The sequence below is a fragment of the Phenylobacterium sp. genome, assembly GCF_030698145.1.
In the GTDB taxonomy this organism is placed as follows: domain Bacteria; phylum Pseudomonadota; class Alphaproteobacteria; order Caulobacterales; family Caulobacteraceae; genus Phenylobacterium.
Genome location: NZ_JAUYNW010000085.1, coordinates 36334 through 53967, shown reverse-complemented (window position 1 = coordinate 53967; position 17634 = coordinate 36334). Strand labels below are relative to the sequence as shown.

At 70.9% G+C, this 17634-nt stretch carries 13 protein-coding genes and 1 riboswitch; of the genes, 5 read left to right on the top strand and 8 right to left on the bottom strand.

Translation table 11 applies throughout. The features are described from left to right. Nucleotides 1-55 precede the first annotated feature (55 nt). Nucleotides 56-1540 (bottom strand): helicase HerA-like domain-containing protein, encoded by a 1485-nt coding sequence (locus tag Q8Q77_RS12680; protein WP_305583943.1) that lies wholly within the window; start codon nt 1538-1540, stop codon nt 56-58. Between the two features lie 253 nt (nt 1541-1793). Here Q8Q77_RS12680 and Q8Q77_RS12675 point away from each other — a divergent pair, with 253 nt between their 5' ends. Together Q8Q77_RS12675 and Q8Q77_RS12670 are read left to right on the top strand one after the other, a co-directional pair. After that, nucleotides 1794-2930, top strand: a complete 1137-nt coding sequence (locus Q8Q77_RS12675; protein ID WP_305583942.1) for an AI-2E family transporter — start codon at nt 1794-1796, stop codon at nt 2928-2930. Nucleotides 2931-3120: 190 nt separating this feature from the next. Beyond that, entirely contained in the window at nt 3121-7965 is a 4845-nt protein-coding gene (locus tag Q8Q77_RS12670; RefSeq protein WP_305583941.1) for an NAD-glutamate dehydrogenase, read from the top strand. A gap of 46 nt (nt 7966-8011) precedes the next feature. Here the strand turns inward: Q8Q77_RS12670 and purH are convergent, their stop codons facing one another. From purH to Q8Q77_RS12645, 5 genes are all read right to left on the bottom strand, one after another. Further along, nucleotides 8012-9625 carry a bifunctional phosphoribosylaminoimidazolecarboxamide formyltransferase/IMP cyclohydrolase gene (gene purH / locus Q8Q77_RS12665; protein ID WP_305583940.1) on the bottom strand — a complete coding sequence of 538 codons (1614 nt, stop codon included), beginning with the start codon at nt 9623-9625 and terminating at the stop codon, nt 8012-8014. Nucleotides 9626-9648: 23 nt separating this feature from the next. Next, a riboswitch (ZMP/ZTP riboswitch) is annotated at nt 9649-9731 on the bottom strand. 53 nt (nt 9732-9784) lie between these two features. After that, a complete protein-coding gene (locus tag Q8Q77_RS12660) occupies nt 9785-11515 on the bottom strand; it encodes a heparinase II/III family protein (protein WP_305583939.1) in 1731 nt (576 codons plus the stop codon). Nucleotides 11516-11519: 4 nt separating this feature from the next. Further along, the gene (gene rpe, locus Q8Q77_RS12655; protein WP_305583938.1) at nt 11520-12182 is read right to left on the bottom strand and encodes a ribulose-phosphate 3-epimerase; all 663 of its coding nucleotides are present in this window, start codon (nt 12180-12182) and stop codon (nt 11520-11522) included. 63 nt (nt 12183-12245) lie between these two features. Further along, nucleotides 12246-13529 (bottom strand): RsmB/NOP family class I SAM-dependent RNA methyltransferase, encoded by a 1284-nt coding sequence (locus Q8Q77_RS12650; protein WP_305583937.1) that lies wholly within the window; start codon nt 13527-13529, stop codon nt 12246-12248. Nucleotides 13530-13570: 41 nt separating this feature from the next. Further along, nucleotides 13571-13954: a hypothetical protein gene (locus Q8Q77_RS12645; protein ID WP_305583936.1), complete on the bottom strand. Its 384-nt coding sequence runs from the start codon at nt 13952-13954 to the stop codon at nt 13571-13573. A gap of 111 nt (nt 13955-14065) precedes the next feature. On the opposite strand from Q8Q77_RS12645, the gene Q8Q77_RS12640 reads away from it, so the two are divergent. Both Q8Q77_RS12640 and Q8Q77_RS12635 read left to right on the top strand, forming a co-directional pair. Further along, complete coding sequence (locus Q8Q77_RS12640; protein ID WP_305583935.1) at nt 14066-14266, top strand: DUF1674 domain-containing protein; 201 nt, start codon at nt 14066-14068, stop codon at nt 14264-14266. 89 nt (nt 14267-14355) lie between these two features. Continuing rightward, nucleotides 14356-15015 (top strand): hypothetical protein, encoded by a 660-nt coding sequence (locus Q8Q77_RS12635; protein WP_305583934.1) that lies wholly within the window; start codon nt 14356-14358, stop codon nt 15013-15015. A 166-nt stretch (nt 15016-15181) separates the two neighbouring features. On the opposite strand, the gene pyrF is transcribed toward Q8Q77_RS12635, so the two are convergent. Further along, the gene (gene pyrF, locus Q8Q77_RS12630; RefSeq protein ID WP_305583933.1) at nt 15182-15892 is read right to left on the bottom strand and encodes an orotidine-5'-phosphate decarboxylase; all 711 of its coding nucleotides are present in this window, start codon (nt 15890-15892) and stop codon (nt 15182-15184) included. 75 nt (nt 15893-15967) lie between these two features. Here pyrF and Q8Q77_RS12625 point away from each other — a divergent pair, with 75 nt between their 5' ends. Continuing rightward, complete coding sequence (locus Q8Q77_RS12625) at nt 15968-16657, top strand: MarC family protein (RefSeq protein ID WP_305583932.1); 690 nt, start codon at nt 15968-15970, stop codon at nt 16655-16657. A gap of 12 nt (nt 16658-16669) precedes the next feature. Here Q8Q77_RS12625 and Q8Q77_RS12620 read toward each other — a convergent pair whose 3' ends face one another. Further along, nucleotides 16670-17509 (bottom strand): SDR family oxidoreductase, encoded by an 840-nt coding sequence (locus Q8Q77_RS12620; RefSeq protein WP_305583931.1) that lies wholly within the window; start codon nt 17507-17509, stop codon nt 16670-16672. Between the last annotated feature and the right edge of the window lie 125 nt (nt 17510-17634).

The following is a 17634-nucleotide window of genomic DNA, read 5'->3' as shown; positions in this document are numbered from 1 at the left end:
AGTCACCTGCGGTGACAGCTCCCCCAGGAGGGGAGCATCTGAGATCGGCTACACCCTACCGCCGCTTCTTCAGGCTCCCCAGTACGCCGCGCATCAGTTCTCGGGCGATGGCGCTGCCGGCCTGGCGCAGCAGGGACTTGGCGAAGGTCTCGCCCATGCCCTGGCGGTTGGAGGCCCGCGCCCGGGGCTGGGCGCGGCGGGCCGGCTCGTCGTCGTCAGGCTCGGCGGCCCGGCGGGCGGGCGGCGCCTCGAGCGCCTCGGCCGCCGCCGCGGCGCGGGCCTTCAGCGTCTCGTAGGCGCTCTCGCGGTCCTTGGTGGTGTCGTAGAGGCCGCGCACCGGGCTCTGGGCCATGACCGCCGCGCGCTCGGCCGAGGTGATCGGCCCCAGGCGCGAGACCGGCGGCCGGACCAGGGTCTTCTGCACCACGGTCGGCGCGCCGCGTTCGTCCAGCACCGAGACCAGGGCCTCGCCCACCCCCAGGCCCTGGATCGCCTCGGCGGTGTCGAAGGCCGGGTTCTCGCGGAAGCTCTGCGCCGCGGCCCGCAGGCCCTTCTGCTCGGACGGGGTATAGGCGCGCAGGGCGTGCTGGATGCGGTTGCCGAGCTGGCCCAGCACGGTCTCGGGGATGTCGGCGGGGTTCTGCGTGACGAAATAGACCCCGACCCCCTTGGAGCGGATCAGCCGGATCACCTGCTCGACCTTCTCCAGCAGCGGCTTGGGCGCGTCGCGGAACAGCAGGTGGGCCTCGTCGAAGAAGAAGGCCAGGCGCGGCTTCTCCGGATCGCCCACCTCGGGCAGCTCCTCGAACAGCTCGCTCATCAGCCACAGCAGGAAGGTGGCGTAGAGCCGGGGACTGGCGATCAGCCGGTTGGCCGCCAGAATGTTCACATAGCCCCGTCCCGAACCGTCGGTGCGCATCAGGTCGGAGAGCTGCAGGGCCGGCTCGCCGAACAGCCCCGCCCCGCCCTGGTCCTCCAGCATCAGCAGCTTGCGCTGGATGGTGGCCACCGTGGTCGGCGAGACGTTGCCGTACTTGGCCCCCAGCGCCGAGGCGTTATCGGAGGCGTGGGTCAAGGCCGCCCGCAGGTCCTTCATGTCCAGCAGCGCCAGGCCCTCGTCGTCGGCGGCGCGGAACACCACCGAGAGCACCCCCTCCTGGACGTCGTTCAGCTCCAGCATCCGGGAGATCAGCAGCGGGCCCATCTCCGAGACCGTGGCGCGGATCGGGTGGCCCTGCTCGCCGAACAGATCCCAGAACACCACCGGCGCGGCGGCCGGATTGAGCGTCAGGTTCATGGTGGCGGCACGGGCCAGCATTTTCTCGTTGGGGGCGCCGATGGCGGCGATCCCGCACAGGTCGCCCTTCACATCGGCGGCGAACACCGGGACGCCGGCGTCAGACAGGCCCTGGGCCAGGATCTGCAGGGTGACCGTCTTGCCCGTCCCCGTGGCGCCGGCCACCAGGCCGTGGCGGTTGGCGCGGTCCAGCCGCAGCATCTCGGGATGGTCGGAAAAGCCGATCATGACGCCGTCGGACATAGGGTGCTCCAAGGGGTTTTCGTGGCGTCGGCCAAGCTATCGCCGCCGCGCGCCGCCGACCACCGCCATCGGTTGAATGAAACGTGATTGCCGATAACTTGAGAAAATCGGGCAGGGTGGACCAAAATTTAACGTTCAGACGGCAAAATGCCTCCCATCTAAGCCCAAAACAGGGTAGGGGTCGCCAAAATTGACGCGGACCTCCCCGGCGCGGACAGTCGCGTCCGACCCCAGAGTGCGCCGCAAGAGACCGATGCCCGAAACCGCTCCCCCGTCGACCGTCAGCCGCACCGCCCTCGTCATCCTCGCGGTGATCGCCTGCGGCGCGACCCTCTACCTGCTTCGCGGCATCCTCACCCCCCTGGCGCTGGCCGTCTTCCTGGCGGTGATGATCGACGGCTTCGCCCGGGTGATCCGCTCGCGCCTGCCCTGGGTGAGCGAGGGCGCCGCCCTGCCCAGCGCCATCGTGCTGTCGGTGCTGCTGTTCGGCGGCTCGACCTTCGTCATCGCCGAGAACGCCACCAGCTTCGTCGGCCAACTGGTCGCCTACACCCCTCGGCTCAACGGCCTGATCGCCCAGGTGGCGGGCCTGCTGGGTATCGACGTGCCGCCGACGGTCAGCGAGCTGTTCGTGCGGCTGAATCCCAGCGCCTACCTGGCCGACATCGCCAAGGGCTTGCAGGGCTTCGCCTCCGACGCCTTCTTCATCCTGATCTATCTGGGCTTCATCATCGCCTCGCGGCGCGGGTTCCAGCGCAAGGTGGTGGGCCTGTTCCCGCACCATGCCGAGCGCGCCGAGGCCATGGCGGCCTTCCGCCGCATCCGCGACGGGGTGGAGCGCTATCTGTGGGTCCAGACGGTCACCGGCCTGATCATCGCGGTGGCCTCCTGGATCGCCATGGCCGTGATGGGCCTCGACAACGCGGTCTTCTGGGCCTTCCTGATCTTCATCGCCTCCTACATCCCGGTGATCGGCGGGGCGGTGGGCATCCTGGCGCCGCCGGTCTTCGCGCTGATCCAGTTCCCCACCTTCTGGCCGGCGGTGATCCTGCTGGGGGTGCTGCAGGCCATCCAGTTCGTGGTCGGCAACATCATTCTGCCGCGTATGCAGGGCGACAGCCTCAACATGGACCCGGTGGTGGTCTTGCTCAGCCTGGCCTTCTGGGGCGTGCTGTGGGGCACGACCGGCATGTTCCTGTCCACCCCGCTCACCGTCATGGTCATGGTGATCCTGGCCCAGTTCAGCGGCACCCGCTGGCTGGCGGTGCTGCTGTCAGCCGACGGCGAGCCGGAGAAGCTGCGCGAGCACAAACCCATCGGGTCTCCGGACAAAAACCCCGCGCCCGAAAGGCGCACCCCCGCGTCACGCAAGCGTGAACCCAAATCCTGAAAACCAGGGTCTTCAACTTGGCCGTTTCCTTCCTATCTCAGTGTTGTTCGGGTTCCTCCCGAACTCTTGGCGACGCCGGCGTTAGCCCCCGCCGCTGCGAGCCCCGAGTGTTCCGCCTCCCCCCCCAGGGCGGGACAACGCGCCGCCGGACTCTCTCCTCCGGCGGCGTTCTCGTGTCCGGAGCCCGGATATGAGCAAGGCCCCCCGAAAGAGCTCCGCCCAGCGCGCCCTGATCGCGGCCTTCGGCCAGATCGCGGGCGACGACAGCGACGCGGCGCGCGACTTCATCGGCCAGGCCGCCGAGGACGCCGCGCCGGACGAACTGCCCGAGATCGCCACCTCGGCCCTGGCCGCCCTGCTGGCCGACTTCTGGGCCTTCGCGGCCACCCGCAAGGGCTCGGCGCCGGTGATCCGGCTGGCCCCCATCGCGGGCTCGTCCGACCTGGAGCGCCTGGAGATCCTGCAGGCCGACGCCCCCTTCCTGGTCGACAGCGTGATGGGCGAGATCGCCGACCAGGGCCTGTCGGTCAGGGCCATGTTCCACCCCATCGTCGCCGTCGCCCGTGACCGCAAGGGCGCGCGAGCGCAGGACGGCGCGGTCAAGCGGGAGTCGATGATCCAGGTGATCCTGGAGCGGGTCGGCGCCGACCGCGAGGCCGCCCTGGTCGCCGGGCTGCAGGCGACCCTCGCTGACGTCCGCGCCGCGGTCGAGGACTTCCCGGCCATGCTGGCCCTGATCTCGCGCACGATCGGGGAGCTGAAGACCTCGCCGGCCAGCGCCGCCCGCGACGAGAACGTCGCCTTCCTCGAATGGCTGCACGACGAGCACTTCGTCTATCTGGGCGCCCGGATCTACGAGTATCCGCGCCTGCCCAACGGCGACTACGCGCCCGAGGAACCGCTCTACCTGCCGGAAGGCGGCCTGGGCGTGCTGCGCGATCCCGAGCGCACCGTCCTGCGCCGGACCTCCGAGCCCGCCCTGCTCACCGCCCAGATCCAGGCGGGCCTCGGAACCGATCCGGTCACCGTGGCCAAGTCCAACGTCCGCTCCCGCGTCCATCGCCGGGGCTACATGGACTATGTCGGGGTCAAGCGTTACGGCGCCGACGGCAAGCCCTCGGGCGAGATCCGCTTCGGCGGCCGGGTCACCGCCGAGGCCTATGACGAGCCGGCTCACGCCGTGCCGATGATCCGCGCCAAGGTCGCCCACGTCCTGGCCCGCGCCGCCAAAGCCCCTGGCAGCCACAACGAAAAGCGCATGCGCAACATCCTGGAGACCTATCCCCGGGACGAGCTGTTCCAGGCCGCCGAGGACGATCTGCTGGCCACGGCGCTGGCCATCCTGCACCTCAACGACCGGCCGCGGGTCCGCGTCTTCGAACGCCGCGACCCCTTCGACCGCTTCGCCTCGGTCCTGCTCTACGTGCCGCGCGAGCGCTACGATTCCGACCTGCGCGAACGGGCCGGCGACCTGCTGGCCCACGCCTATGGCGGCCGGGTCTCAGCCTATTATCCGAGCTTCACGGACTCGCCCCTGGCCCGGGTGCACTTCATCATCGGCTTCCAGCCGGGCGCCCATGACGAGCCCAACCTGAAGGTGGTCGAGGCCCAGATCGCCGCGGCCTCGCGCACCTGGGCCGACCGCTTCTCCGCGGCCGTGCGCGCCTCGGGCCGCGACACTCCACAGGTGGCGCAGATCGTCGGCCGCTACGCCGAGGCCTTCTCCGCTGGCTACCGCGAACGCTACGACGTCGACGAGGCCCTGGCCGACATCGCCGTCATCGAGAGCCTGGATCCCGACGAGCCGGTGCGGGTGCGCGCCTTCCGCCGTCCCGCCGACGCCAATACCCAGTTCCGCTTCAAGCTCTACCGTCCGGGCGCGCCCGCGCCCCTGGCCGACGTGTTGCCGATGCTGGAGAACATGGGCCTCAAGGCCATGGTCGAGAACGGCTTCCCGGTCATGCGGGCCGGCGCCAGGCGGGTCCATGTCCACGAGTTCGAGATCGACGACGCCCACGGCGGGCACCTGGTGTTCGACGACCTGCGCGCCGCCTTCGAGGACGCCTTCGTGGCGGTCTGGACCGGCTCCACCGAGAACGACGGCTTCAACCGCCTGGTGCTCGAGCTCTCGATCTCCTGGCGCGAGGCGGCCCTGATCCGGGCCCTGTCGCGCCACCGCCAGCAGTCTGGCCTCGATCCCAGCCAGCGGGTCACCGAGACCGCCCTCTCCAACCATCCGGGCGTGGCGCGGCTGATCCTCGATCTGTTCCGCACCAAGTTCGATCCGGCGATCGCCGCCGACCTGACCGCCCGTTCCGGCCAGGCCATGAAGGTGATGGAAGAGATCACCTCGGCCCTGCAGCTGGTCGAGAGCCTGGACGACGACCGGGTTCTGCGCCGCCTGGCCCTGCTGGTCGCCGCGACCGTGCGGACCAACTACTACCAGCTCGACGCCGAAGGCCGGGTGAAACCCTATATCAGCTTCAAGGTCGCCTCCCCCGAGGTCGCCGACCTGCCCCTGCCCAAGCCCTATCGCGAGATCTTCGTCTGGGCGACCCATGTGGAGGGCGTCCACCTGCGCTTCGGCCCCGTCGCCCGCGGCGGCCTGCGCTGGTCCGACCGCCGCGACGACTTCCGCACCGAGGTGCTGGGCCTGGTGAAGGCCCAGCAGACCAAGAACGCCGTCATCGTGCCGGTGGGTTCCAAGGGCGGCTTCTATCCCAAGCAGCTACCCAAGGGCGGAACCCAGGACGCCGTGCGCGCCGAGGCCATCCGGGCCTACAAGACCTTCCTCTGCGGCCTGCTCGACCTCACCGACAACCTCGACGCCGAGGGCAAGGTGATCCACCCGCAGGGCGTGGTGGTCCATGACGGGGACGATCCCTATCTGGTGGTCGCCGCCGACAAGGGCACGGCCACCTTCTCCGACATCGCCAACGGCGTGGCCGAGTCCTACGGCTTCTGGCTGGGCGACGCCTTCGCCTCAGGCGGTTCGGCCGGCTACGACCACAAGGTCATGGGCATCACCGCCCGCGGCGCCTGGGAAGCGGTCAGGCGCCACTTCCGCGAACTGGGCAAGGATATCCAGACCGAGCCCTTCACCGTGGTGGGCGTGGGCGACCTGTCCGGCGACGTGTTCGGCAACGGCATGCTGCTCTCGACCCAGACACGGCTCCAGGCCGCCTTCGACCACCGCCACATCTTCATCGATCCCAACCCCGACATCGCCGCCTCCTACAGGGAACGCGAGCGGATGTTCGCCCTGCCGCGCTCGTCCTGGGACGACTACGACCGCAAGAAGATCTCCAAGGGCGGCGGGGTGTTCTCCCGGGCGCTGAAGTCGATCCCGCTCAGCCGCGAGATCAAGGCCCTGCTGGGCGTCGAGGCCGACAGCCTGACCCCGGCCGAGCTGATGAACGCCATCCTCAAGGCGCCGGCCGAGCTGCTCTATGTCGGCGGCATCGGGACCTATGTGAAGGCGCGCGGCGAGACCCACATCGAGGTGGGCGACAAGGCCAATGACGCCATCCGCGTCAACGCCGACGAGCTCAAGGTCAAGGTGGTGGGCGAGGGCGCCAATCTCGGCCTCACCCAGGCCGGCCGCATCGCCTTCGCGCTCGGCGGCGGGCGGATCAACACCGACGCCATCGACAATTCCGCGGGGGTCGATTCGTCCGACCACGAGGTCAATATCAAGATCCTCACCGGCACGCTGGAGCGCCACGGGGTGTTCAACCGACCCAAGCGCGACAAGCTGCTGAAGTCGATGACCGATGACGTGGGCCGCCACGTCCTGACCCACAACTACGACCAGACCCTGGCCCTGTCGCTGATGGACCTGGACGCCCCGGGCGAGCTGGAGCCGCACGCCCGGTTCATGAGTCTGCTGGAGTCGCGCGGCCAACTCGACCGCGCGGTCGAGGGCCTGCCCGACGCCAATGTCATCGCCGATCGCCGCAAGGCCGGGAAGGGCCTGACACGGCCCGAGGAGGCCATCCTGCTGGCCTACGGCAAGCTGGAGCTCAAGCGGCACATGATCGAGAGCGAGGTCCCCGACGACCCGTTCTTCGAGGACATCCTGGAGGGCTATTTCCCCAAGGGCGTTCGCAAGTTCGACGAGGCCCTGCGCCGCCACCGCCTGCGCCGCGAGATCATCACCACGGTGACGGCGAACGACGTCGTCAACCGTTGCGGCCCGTCCTTCCCGGAACGGCTGATGACCGCGGCCTCCTGCGACGTGACCGCCTTCGTCACCGCCTACGAGGCGGCTAAGGCGGTGCTGGCCCTCCCGGCGTTGTGGGATCAGGTCTCGGCCCTGGACGGCAAGGTTCCAGCCGCGGGTCAGATGGCCCTCTACCGGCGACTGGCCTACACCCTGCGCGGTGAGACCTTCTGGCTGGCCCGACGCGCCGCCCGCTCCGGCGGCGGGGTTGAGGCCCTGGTCAGGCGCTATGGTCCCGGCGCGGCGACGCTCAAGAAGCTCATCCCGGAGATCCTCTCCCCGGTCGAGCGCGAACGCCTGGAAGCCCAGGTGGTCCGCATGACCGAGGCCGGCGCCCCCGAGGACCTCGCCCGCCAGGTCGCCAACCTGCAGCCCCTGACCACCGCCGTCGACCTGGTCGACCTGGCCGACGCCTCGAGCTGGGCCCTGCCCAACGTCGCCCGGCTCTACCACCAGGTGGGCCGCGCCTTCGCCTTCGACCGGCTGCGCGCCGCGGCGGGCGGCTTCACGGCCGGCGACAGCTTCGAGCGCACCGCCGTGCGGCGGCTGGTGGAGGACCTGCTGGCCGAGCAGGCCTCGGTGACCCGCGCCATCATGGCCTTCTCGGGGAACGCCCAGGCCGGCGAGACGGTGCAGACCGCCCAGGCCGCCATCGGCTCCTGGACGGCCCTGCGCCGCGACCTCGCCGAGGCCGCCCGCAAGTCGGTGGAGGAGATCGAGGCCGCCGGCGGCGGCTGGAGCTTCGCCAAGCTCACCATCGCCAACGCCGCCCTGCGCGAGCTGGCGACGATGGATGTCGGAAAGAAAAGATAACTAAATCAATCAGTTATGTTTTCGCCTGGGCGAAGGTCCATCTGATCTAGTGTCTGAACACCCGCACGCCGGTGAAGGCCATGGCCAGACCCGCGGCGTCGGCGGCGTCGATCACCTCCTGGTCGCGGATCGAGCCGCCCGGCTGGATCACCGCCGTGGCCCCGGCCTCCGCCGCCTGCAGCAGGCCGTCGGCGAACGGGAAGAAGGCGTCCGAGGCGCAGGCTGAACCCTTGGCCAGCGACGCCGGCAGGCCCGCGGCCTCCGCGGCCTCGCCCGCCCGCAACGCCGCGATCCGGGCCGAGTCCTTGCGGTTCATCTGGCCGGCGCCGATCCCCGCCGTCTGGCCGTCCTTGGCGTAGACGATGGCGTTGGACTTCACGTGCTTGGCCACCGTGAAGGCGAACAGCATGTCGGCGATCTCGCTCGGCGTCGGCTGGCGCTTGGTGACGATCTTCAGGTCGGCGGCCGTGATGTGGGCGGTGTCGCGGCTCTGCACGAGGAAGCCGCCGGCCACCTGCTTGTAGGCGTCACCCGCCGCGCGCGGATCGGGCAGGCCGCCGGTCAGCAGCAGGCGCAGGTCCTTCTTCTTGGCGAACAGGGCGATGGCGTCCTCGTCGGCCTCGGGGGCGACGACCACCTCGGTGAAGATCTTGATGATCTCGCGGGCCGCGGCGGCGTCCAGTCGGTGGTTCACCGCCACGATCCCGCCGAAGGCTGAGACCGGGTCGCACTGCAGGGCGCGCTCATAGGCGCTCTTCAGGTCCGGACCCAGCGCCACGCCGCAGGGATTGGCGTGCTTGATGATGGCCACGGCGGCGCCCGCCGCGGGATCGAACTCGGCCACCAGCTCCAGGGCGGCGTCGGTGTCGGCGATGTTGTTATAGCTGAGCGCCTTGCCCTGCATCTGGCGGGCGGTGGCGACGCCGATGCGCGGGGTCTCCTCGGCGTAGAAGGCCGCGGCCTGATGCGGGTTCTCGCCATAGCGCATGGTCTGGACCAGCTTGCCGGCGAAGGCGCGTCGCGCCGGCGCGATCTCGCCCAGCGACCTGACGAACCAGGCCGAGATCGCCGCGTCATAGGCCGCGGTCCGGGCATAGGCCCGCGCCGCCAGCTTCTTGCGCAACTCGAGGCTCGTGGCGCCGTCCACCTTCAGCTCCGCCAGCACCTCTTCCAGGTCGGCGATCTCGGTGCAGATGGCCACATAGCCGTGGTTCTTGGCCGCCGAGCGCACCATGGCCGGGCCGCCGATGTCGATGTTCTCGACGCAGTCCTCGAAGCTCCCGCCCTTCGCCACCGTGGCTTCGAACGGGTAGAGGTTCACGTAGACGATATCGATGGCGCCGATGCCGTGGTCGGCCATGGCCTTGGCGTGGTCGGGCGCGTCGCGGACCCCCAGCAGCCCGCCATGCACGATGGGGTGCAGGGTCTTCACCCGCCCGTCCATCATCTCCGGGAAGCCGGTGAGGTCGGACACGTCCTTCACCGCCAGGCCGGCCGCGGCGATGGCGGCGCGGGTGCCGCCCGTGGAGACCAGCTCGACGCCAAGCTCGGCCAGGAGCTTGGCGGCCTCGACCAGGCCGGTCTTGTCGGAGACCGAGATCAGGGCGCGCTTGGGCGCGACACGGTCGGGGGCGGGCGGGAAATTCGGCGCGGCGGGCACGGCAGTCTCCTGATGCGTTTCAAGGAAATTGCCCAGGCGAGCGGCATATGAGATCCCGCGCTCCCCGGTGGTCGCCCACCTTCATTCGCCAGTCACGCGGAATGGCGGCGGCATAGGCCCGACGCCCGCGCCAGTCAATGCGGCGCGCTCGCAGCGTGTCTATTGCGGCGGCGGCCAGATCTCCGCGGCGGCGAGTTTCCAGCGCACACGGGCGCCGGTCTCGACCCGCGCCTGGCCGCGCAGGACGATCTGCTGGGCGCGCTTGGGCTGGCCGTCCTGGAAGAACACCGAGGGCTCCACCGAGGCGTCGGCGGCGTCGTTGCGCAGCCACCAGCCGTGTTCCTGATCGCCGGCCTGCAGCAGCACGCTCTTACTGTCGCGCGCCAGGCTGGCCTTCACGTCGGGATGGAGGTGGAAGCGCACGGCGAAGGGGATGAAGCGGCGTCCGGCCGGGCCCAGGTCGACGCCCGGCCGCGCGGTCAGGAACCGGTCCTCGCCGCGCAGTTCGTCGGCGGCGAGGTCGAGATAGAGCCGGCGCTCATGGCGCAGGCCGAAACGCTTGACCCAGCCGTCATGGGCCAGCTCCAGCCACAGGGCGCCGTCGCCCTCTTGCCGGCGCGCGTCGACCGCCTCATAGGCGCCCACCAGGCGCGGCCCCAGGACCCCGGCCCGGAAGCCGCCGATCGGTTCACCGCAGACCGCGTCGGCGAGGGTCGCCGTCGAGGCGGCGTCGGCCACGCGAAGCGCCTGCGGTCCCACCGCGTCGGGCGACCAGGCGCTGCCGACGATCACCCGCCGCGCGCCGATCAACAGCTCCATGGCCAGCGGCTGGGCGCAGGCGGTGACGCTCCAGGGTCCGCGGGCCGGCGGGGCGGCGTCGGCGATCACCTGCAGGCTGCGGCCCTCCAGCCGGTGATAGCCGTTGCGCGCCACCGGCGGTTTGGTCGAGGCGCCTTCGCTGGCCCGGGCGGCGGCCACATAGGCAGCGGTCCCGCCCTCGCCGCCCTGCAGGTCGGGCAGGCCGCCGTCGGCCAGGGTGAAGAACCGCACCGCGCCCGCCAACCGGTCGATGGCGCGCAGCATCTCGTCGGGCGGGGCGATCCCGCGCTGGACCAGGGCCTCGTCCAGGGCCTGGAGGTCCAGCAGGAGTTCGAGGGCTGCGCGAGGGCAGCGCGAGGCGTGGCCGCCGTCCGGCTGCACCGTCACGGGCAGGGATCGCTGGAGCCGCGACAGGCCCTGGGCGATCAGGGCCTCGCCGGCGTCGCCCCCCAGGGCCGTGCCGGCCAAGGCCGCGGCGCAGGCGCGCTCGGCGGCGCGGACCGGACCGTCGATCAAGCTGACCAGATGGCGGGCCTGGCGGGCCAGGTCCTGGGCGATCAGGGCCACCTCAGCGTCGGAGGCTTTGGAGCAGATTGGCTTGGCGGCGCAGGCCAGGTTGAACACCCGCCGCTCCAGCACCTCCGGCGACCAGGCGAATCCGTTCCAGCGGCCGAACAGCCGCCGCCAGTCCAGGGTCAGGCGCAGGGCCTCGGCCGCGCCCTCGTCGCCGATAGCGACCAGGTCCCGGGTCCAGTCGAACCGGTGCAGGGCCGCGGCGAAGCGGCGCGAGGGGCTGGGACGGTCCCAGGGGTCGCCGCCGACGCCCGCCTCCAGCAAGGCGCCGCCGAACTCAAAGCGGCCGGCCAGGAGACGATGGCCCGCCGCCAGGTCCACGGGCCGCGGATCCTTGGGTCGCCCGGCCAGGGCCTGGGCCTTCGGATGCGAGAGCAGCCAGCGGTGCAGTCCGGTTCCGGCCCACTCGCGAGCTAGCGCGCGGCGGCCGCCTTCCGCGAAGGCCAGGACATAGGCCCCGGCGGGCGTATCGAAGATCGCCGGGAAGCCGCCGGCCACCGCCCTAGCCGCCCTTCAGCGCGCGGATATTGCCGGCATAGGCCTCGGGTCCGCCCTTGAACACCGCCGTCCCGGCCACCAGGGCCGTGGCCCCGGCCGCGACGCAAAGGGGCGCAGTCTCGACGGTGACGCCGCCGTCGACCTCCAGCTCGATCGGCCGGCCGGTCTCGTCGATCATCTTGCGCAGGCGCTCGATCTTCCTGAGCTGCGAGTGCATGAACTTCTGGCCGCCGAAGCCCGGATTGATCGACATGACCAGGATCAGGTCGACCTCGTCCATCATCCACTGGATGACGCTGGGATCGGTGGAGGGGTTGAACACCACCCCGGCCTTGGCCCCCAGCTCGCGGATGCGCTTGAGCGTGCGGTTGAGGTGCGGGCCGCTCTCGGGATGGACGCTGATGATGTCGGCGCCGGCCTGGGCGAAGGCCTCGAGATAGGGGTCCACCGGCGCGATCATCAGGTGCACGTCGAAGGGGATCTTGGCGTGCGGGCGCAGGGCTTTGACGATGTCGGGGCCGAGCGTGATGTTGGGCACGAAGTGGCCGTCCATGACGTCCACATGCACCCAGTCGGCGCCGGCCGCCTCGATGGCGGCGACCTCCTGGCCCAGCTTGGCGAAGTCCGAGGCCAGTATGGAGGGGGCGATGATCGGAGCGCGGGTCATGTCCCTGGACTTAGCCAAGCCCGGCCGCTGCGCCAACCGACAATTCTTGAAGAGAGTGGGTCGTCAGGAGCTACGGGTGAAGCGGGCAACGTAGAATCCGTCCTGCCCGCCCGGCCGCTGGTGAGGCAGCAGGCGCAGGGTCCCGTCGGCCAGCAGGCTGGCCTCCGGCGCCCCGCCCTCCCCCGCCGCCATGGGGGCGAGCGCGAAGCCGGGATGGCGGGCCAGGAAGCCCGCGACCTGGGCCTCGCCCTCCTCCGGCTCCAGCGAACAGACGCAATAGACCAGCCGTCCGCCGACCCGAGTGCGCCGCGCCGCGGAGTCTAGCAGCCGTGACTGCACCCCGGCCAGGGCCGCCACGTCGCCCGGCCGCGCGGCCCACAGCACGTCGGGATGGCGCCGGAACGTGCCGGTGGCGCTGCAGGGTGCGTCCAGCAGCACGGCGTCGAATTCGCGCGTATCGGCCCAGTCGCCGGCCTCGGCGGCGGCGATCTCGGCGGCCAGCCCCATGCGTTCCAGGTTCTCGCTGACCCGCACCAGGCGCGCGGCGGAGCGGTCGATGGCGGTGACGCTCGCGCCCGTGGCGGCGAGCTGCAGGGTCTTGCCGCCGGGGGCGGCGCACATGTCGAGGGCGGTCTCGCCGGGGCCTACGTTCAGCAGCCGCGCGGGGATCGCCGCGCTGGCGTCCTGCACCCACCACGACCCGGCCTCATAGGCGGGCCAGGCGGCCACGTCGCCCTTGCGGGCGGTGCGCAGGGTCCCGCCGGTGAGCATCTCGGCCTCGAGTTCGGCGGCCAGGGCGGCCAGGCCGTCCAGGGACTTCGGCGAGAGGTCGGTGGCGGGTTCGTCGGCGATCAAGGCGGCCATGTCCCTAGCGGCCTGGGGGCCGAAGGCTGCGCTCCAGCGGGCATAGAGCCAGGGCGGCGCAAGGGCCTCGGGCTCGTCCAGTTTCGGCGGCTCGCGCACCAGGCCGCGCAGCACGGCGTTGACCAGGCCCTTGAAGGCCCGGGTCGAGGAATGGCTAGCCGCCAGGTCGACGCTGGTGGTGACCGCGGCGAAGGCCGGGGTGTCCAGCACGAAGGCCTGGGTCACACCGATCCGCAGGATGTTGCGCACCGCCTCGGGCGGGGCCTTGGCAAGCTTGGCGTCGAGCGCCCGATCGATGGCCCCCAGCCGGCGCAGGGTGGCCATGGCCAGCGCCATGGCGAAGCCGCGGTCGCGGGGCGGCAGGGCCCCGAAGGCGGGACGGTTGAGCGCCTCGTCCAGGCCGGCCCTGCGCGCAAGGCTGGCGGAAAGGATGTCGAGGGCCGCGCGGCGGGCCGGAAGGCCGAGGTCTGCATCTGAAGTCACGGGCGGGGCGTGCCCCCTTCCGCGCCCCGATGCAAGCCGCCTTAGGCCGCGGGGCTGCTCCGGCCCCAGCTCCGCGCCACCGAGGCGACGAAGGCGAGCATGCCCAGGACCGCGATGAGCGTCCCCGCCATCACCCCGGTCAGGAACGGCTTGGCGCCGCCGAGAAAGAGGGCGAGCGAGACCGACATGAGGATGGCGCCGGCGCTGGATAGCGCGAAATTGATCCAGCCCAACCGGCCGCCCCGGCCGGACATGGCGTAGAAGGTCCCCATGAGCGCCAGGCTCACCCAGCCCAGCAGGTTCAGGTGCGCGTGGGACGGGGCGAGCGTGAAGTCCTCGGTGATCCCCATCACCGCGCCGAAGACCATACCGGCAAGTCCACAAAGCGCGGCCACCGTAAAGAAAGACAAGGACAGCTTGGACATGGACGTTCCCCCGAACGTGCGCCGTGGCCGACGCCTGCAGGCCTATCTAGATCCAGTATCCCGGGCCTGACAATGCTGGCCTTGGCGGCTCACAGTCCCTAAATTCCGCCCATGCCCGACCAGACCCCGCCTAACGCCGCCCCGGACAAGGTTCTGACCCCCGCCGCTCGCCGCGCGCTGGAGGAGGCCGCCGCGCGCCATGCGGCCGAAGCGGAAGCCGCCGCCCGCGCCGCCGAAGCCGGCGGCCCCAGCGGCCTGGAGCCCACGCGCTTCGGCGACTGGGAGCGCAAGGGCATCGCGGTTGATTTTTAACCCTGTCGCTCCCGCCTGAGGGGCAAGCGGTCGCGAGAGCGGCCCCACATCCCTAGGCTCCGCCCGAAATCTTGTGTGCGGAGGCGGTCATGCGTCGGATTCTGAGCGCGGTTGTCGGTCTAACCCTGGCGTGCGGCGCGGGCTCTGCCCTGGCGGGAGACCGCTATCCCGAGCTCATGGGAGGGCCCGGCTACGACCAGGGTCCCAGCAGCCGCTACGACGAGCGCTACGAGCAAGGCGGCTATGCCGACGACCGTCGGATGGCCTATGCCGAGCGTCGCATCCAGGACGAGGAATACGACAGCGGCTGGCGCGGGCGTTATGCGGACCCCGGCCCTGACCGCTACGGCCCGTCCGGCTACGACCGCCGCCACGTCGAGGCCCGCTACGATGAGCGCGAACGCTCGCGCGGCTACGGCTACCAGATCCCCACCTACGGCTACGCCTCGCAGAACTATGGCTGGCCGGGCGCGGCCTGCCGCTCGACCTGCGGCCGGGCGGTCGGGGAGATCGGCGTGCCCTCCAGCTTCTTCTACGATTACGGCGGCGTCGGCGGCTACATGGACGGCGGCTATGGCGGCGGCGGCGGCGGTTACTCCGTGGCGGGCGCGGGCGCCTTCGCCGGCGCCTCGGCGCGCGCTTCGGCCTCGGCCTCCTCGTCCTCCAATGTCAGCATCCGCTTCGGCGGCCGCGGCGGCCATCACGGCGCCCGCGGTTGCAAGAGCGGCTGCGGCGGGGGGAAGCACTAAAACCACCAAGATCCTCCCCCAGCGCGGAGCGCGATTTGGGGGAGGTGGATCGTCGCCTCTTCGCGACGAGACGGAGGGGGTTGCAGCCCACAAACAAGAGTCAAAGTCCCCCTCAGTCACCTACGGTGACAGCTCCCCCAGGGGGGGAGCATCTGGGACAATGCGCCTAGACCCCGAACATCTCCGCGGCCACCCGCAGGGCGGCTTCGCGCGGATCGTTGGCGGCGCTGATCGGGCGGCCGCAGACGATGTGGCTGGCGCCGGCCTTGAGCGCGTCGGCGGGGGTGGCGGCGCGGGCCTGGTCGTTCCTGGCCGACCAGTCGGGCCGCACGCCGGGCGTCACCACCAGGAAGTCCTGGCCGCCGATGGCGCGCGCCAGGGCCGCCTCGTGCGGGCTGGCGACCACCCCGTCGCAGCCGGCCTTGACCGCGTGATGGATGCGCCGCTCGACCAGTTGGCGGGCGGTCTCGGAGAACCCCATCTCGACCAGGTCGGCGTCGCCCAGGCTGGTCAGCACAGTCACACCCAGGATCTTCAACGACGAGCGGCCCTTGCCGCGCACCGCGGCCTCCATCACCTGGGGCTCGGCGTGAACCGTCAGGAAGTCGCAGCCGGTGTCGGCCAGCACGCTGGCGGCCCGCTGCACCGTGGCGCCGATGTCGTGGAGCTTCCAGTCGATGAACACTTGATGGCCGGCGGCCTTCAGCTCGCGGGCCAGCGTCATGCCGCCGCCGGTGGCGAACAGCTCCAGGCCCACCTTGTAGAAGCTCACCGCATCGCCCAGGGCGGCCACCAGGGCGCGGGCCTCCTCGACCGTGGGCAGGTCCAGCGGCACGATCAGACGCGGGTCGCAGCGGACGGCGGCGGCGAGGCTCATGGCGGTCTCCAGGCAGGTCTGCGCACCCCCCGGTGCGGGGTTCGGCGCGGCGTCGAATTGGGCTAAGACCCAGGCATGAGCCAGTGGGACTTCGCGGTCAACTTCTTCGTCGCCCTTTTCGCCCTGATCGATCCGATCGGGAACGTTCCGCTGTTCGCCGCGGCGACCAATGGGGTCAAGGGCCGCGAGAGCCGGCTGATCGCGGTCTATCTCTCGCTGTTCGTGCTGGTCTTCCTGACCTTCTTCTATTTCTCCGGCCTGGCCCTGCTGGAGTTCTTCGGCATCTCGCTCGCGGCCTTCCGCATCGCCGGCGGGGTGATCCTGTTCCTCCTGGGCCTCGACATGGTGCGCAACGATTTCACCGCCAGCCTGACCCTCGAGGGCGACGACGGCGCCACGGCTGGCGGCCGGGCCCAGGCCCGCGCCCGGTTCGAACGGATGATCGTGCCCTTCGCGATGCCGCTGCTGATCGGGCCCGGCGCCATCTCGACAGTGGTGATCTACGCCAGCGAGGCCAAGCGGTTCGGCCTGGCCGGGGCCGCCGTGGGGGTGGCGGTGATCGCCGCCCTGGCGCTGGCCACCATGCTCAGCTTCTGGGCCACACCCGTGATCACCCGGCTGCTGGGACGCATCGGCCTGACCATCGTGGTCCGCGTCCTGGGCCTGATCCTCTGCGCCCTGGCCGTCCAATTCATCCTGGCCGGCATCGCGGAGTCGACAGCGGGCGTCATCTTGCGCGAGGCTGCGGCGCCCTACGCGAAGTAGCACCGAAACCGGTCAAAGAGTGTCATCCCTGGTTTGATGAGGGGCGACTTGCACCTTCCCCCGGAAACGTGGCCCCTGGCTGGCCATGAGCGCCAGGGCCCAGTCGTCGGGGACCAGCTTGGCGAAGGCGGCGATGGCCTTGTTCGGCGCGCCGGGCACGCAGATGGCGCGGTTGGCCTCCACGGCCTCGTAGCCGGCGGCGGCCACCTCGTCAGCGCCCAGCCACATCCATTCGGGCGCCCCGCGGCTGATCTGGTCGCGGGTGTGGTTGGCGTCGTGGAACTCCGAATAGGTGAAGCCCGGACATAGCGCGCTCACATGCACCCCGGTGGCCTGGTTCTCCAGGTGCAGGCTCTGAGACGCCTTCACCAGATAGCTCTTGGTCGCGCCGTAGAGGCTGGCCCCCGCCGAGCCCGGGATCAGGCCGGCCAGGGAGGCCACGTTGACGATCCGCCCGAAGCGGCGCTCGACCATGCCCGGCAGCACCCGGTGCGCCAGCTCCGTCGGCGCGGTCAGCATGACCCGCAGGAAGGCCGCATGCGCCTCCCAGGGGGTCTCCAGGAAGCCGCCGGGGATGCCGTAGCCGGCGTTGTTGATCAGGGCGTCCACCACCCGGCCATGGGCCGTCAGGTGATCGAGGATGGCGGCGGGGGCGGCGGGCTCGGCCAGGTCGGCGGTGATGGTCAGGGTCTCGACCCCGAAGCGCAGGCGGATCTCCTCGGCCAGTTTCTCCAGCCGGTCGGTGCGCCGGGCGGTGAGCGCCACGTCGTAGCCGTGGCTGGCGAAGATGCGCGCGAAGGCCGCGCCGATGCCGGCCGAGGCCCCTGTCACCAGCGCAAGTCTGCGATCCATGTCGGCCCTCGAACCTCTCGAAGCGGTCAAGCCCCGAAGGTGGCCAAAGCCGTCCGAAGGTCAAGCCGCGCGCGCTCCGAGCCGGTGAGCGTCAGCATGACGCGGCCACGCCGACGTTGTATGGC

Coding starts and splice junctions, on each gene's coding strand:
- Q8Q77_RS12680 (WP_305583943.1), bottom strand. CDS start 1,540: ATGTCCGACGGCGTCATGATCGGCTTTTCCGACCATCCCGAGATGCTG.
- Q8Q77_RS12675 (WP_305583942.1), top strand. CDS start 1,794: ATGCCCGAAACCGCTCCCCCGTCGACCGTCAGCCGCACCGCCCTCGTC.
- Q8Q77_RS12670 (WP_305583941.1), top strand. CDS start 3,121: ATGAGCAAGGCCCCCCGAAAGAGCTCCGCCCAGCGCGCCCTGATCGCG.
- rpe (WP_305583938.1), bottom strand. CDS start 12,182: ATGACCCGCGCTCCGATCATCGCCCCCTCCATACTGGCCTCGGACTTC.
- Q8Q77_RS12645 (WP_305583936.1), bottom strand. CDS start 13,954: ATGTCCAAGCTGTCCTTGTCTTTCTTTACGGTGGCCGCGCTTTGTGGA.
- Q8Q77_RS12640 (WP_305583935.1), top strand. CDS start 14,066: ATGCCCGACCAGACCCCGCCTAACGCCGCCCCGGACAAGGTTCTGACC.
- Q8Q77_RS12635 (WP_305583934.1), top strand. CDS start 14,356: ATGCGTCGGATTCTGAGCGCGGTTGTCGGTCTAACCCTGGCGTGCGGC.
- pyrF (WP_305583933.1), bottom strand. CDS start 15,892: ATGAGCCTCGCCGCCGCCGTCCGCTGCGACCCGCGTCTGATCGTGCCG.
- Q8Q77_RS12625 (WP_305583932.1), top strand. CDS start 15,968: ATGAGCCAGTGGGACTTCGCGGTCAACTTCTTCGTCGCCCTTTTCGCC.
- Q8Q77_RS12620 (WP_305583931.1), bottom strand. CDS start 17,509: ATGGATCGCAGACTTGCGCTGGTGACAGGGGCCTCGGCCGGCATCGGC.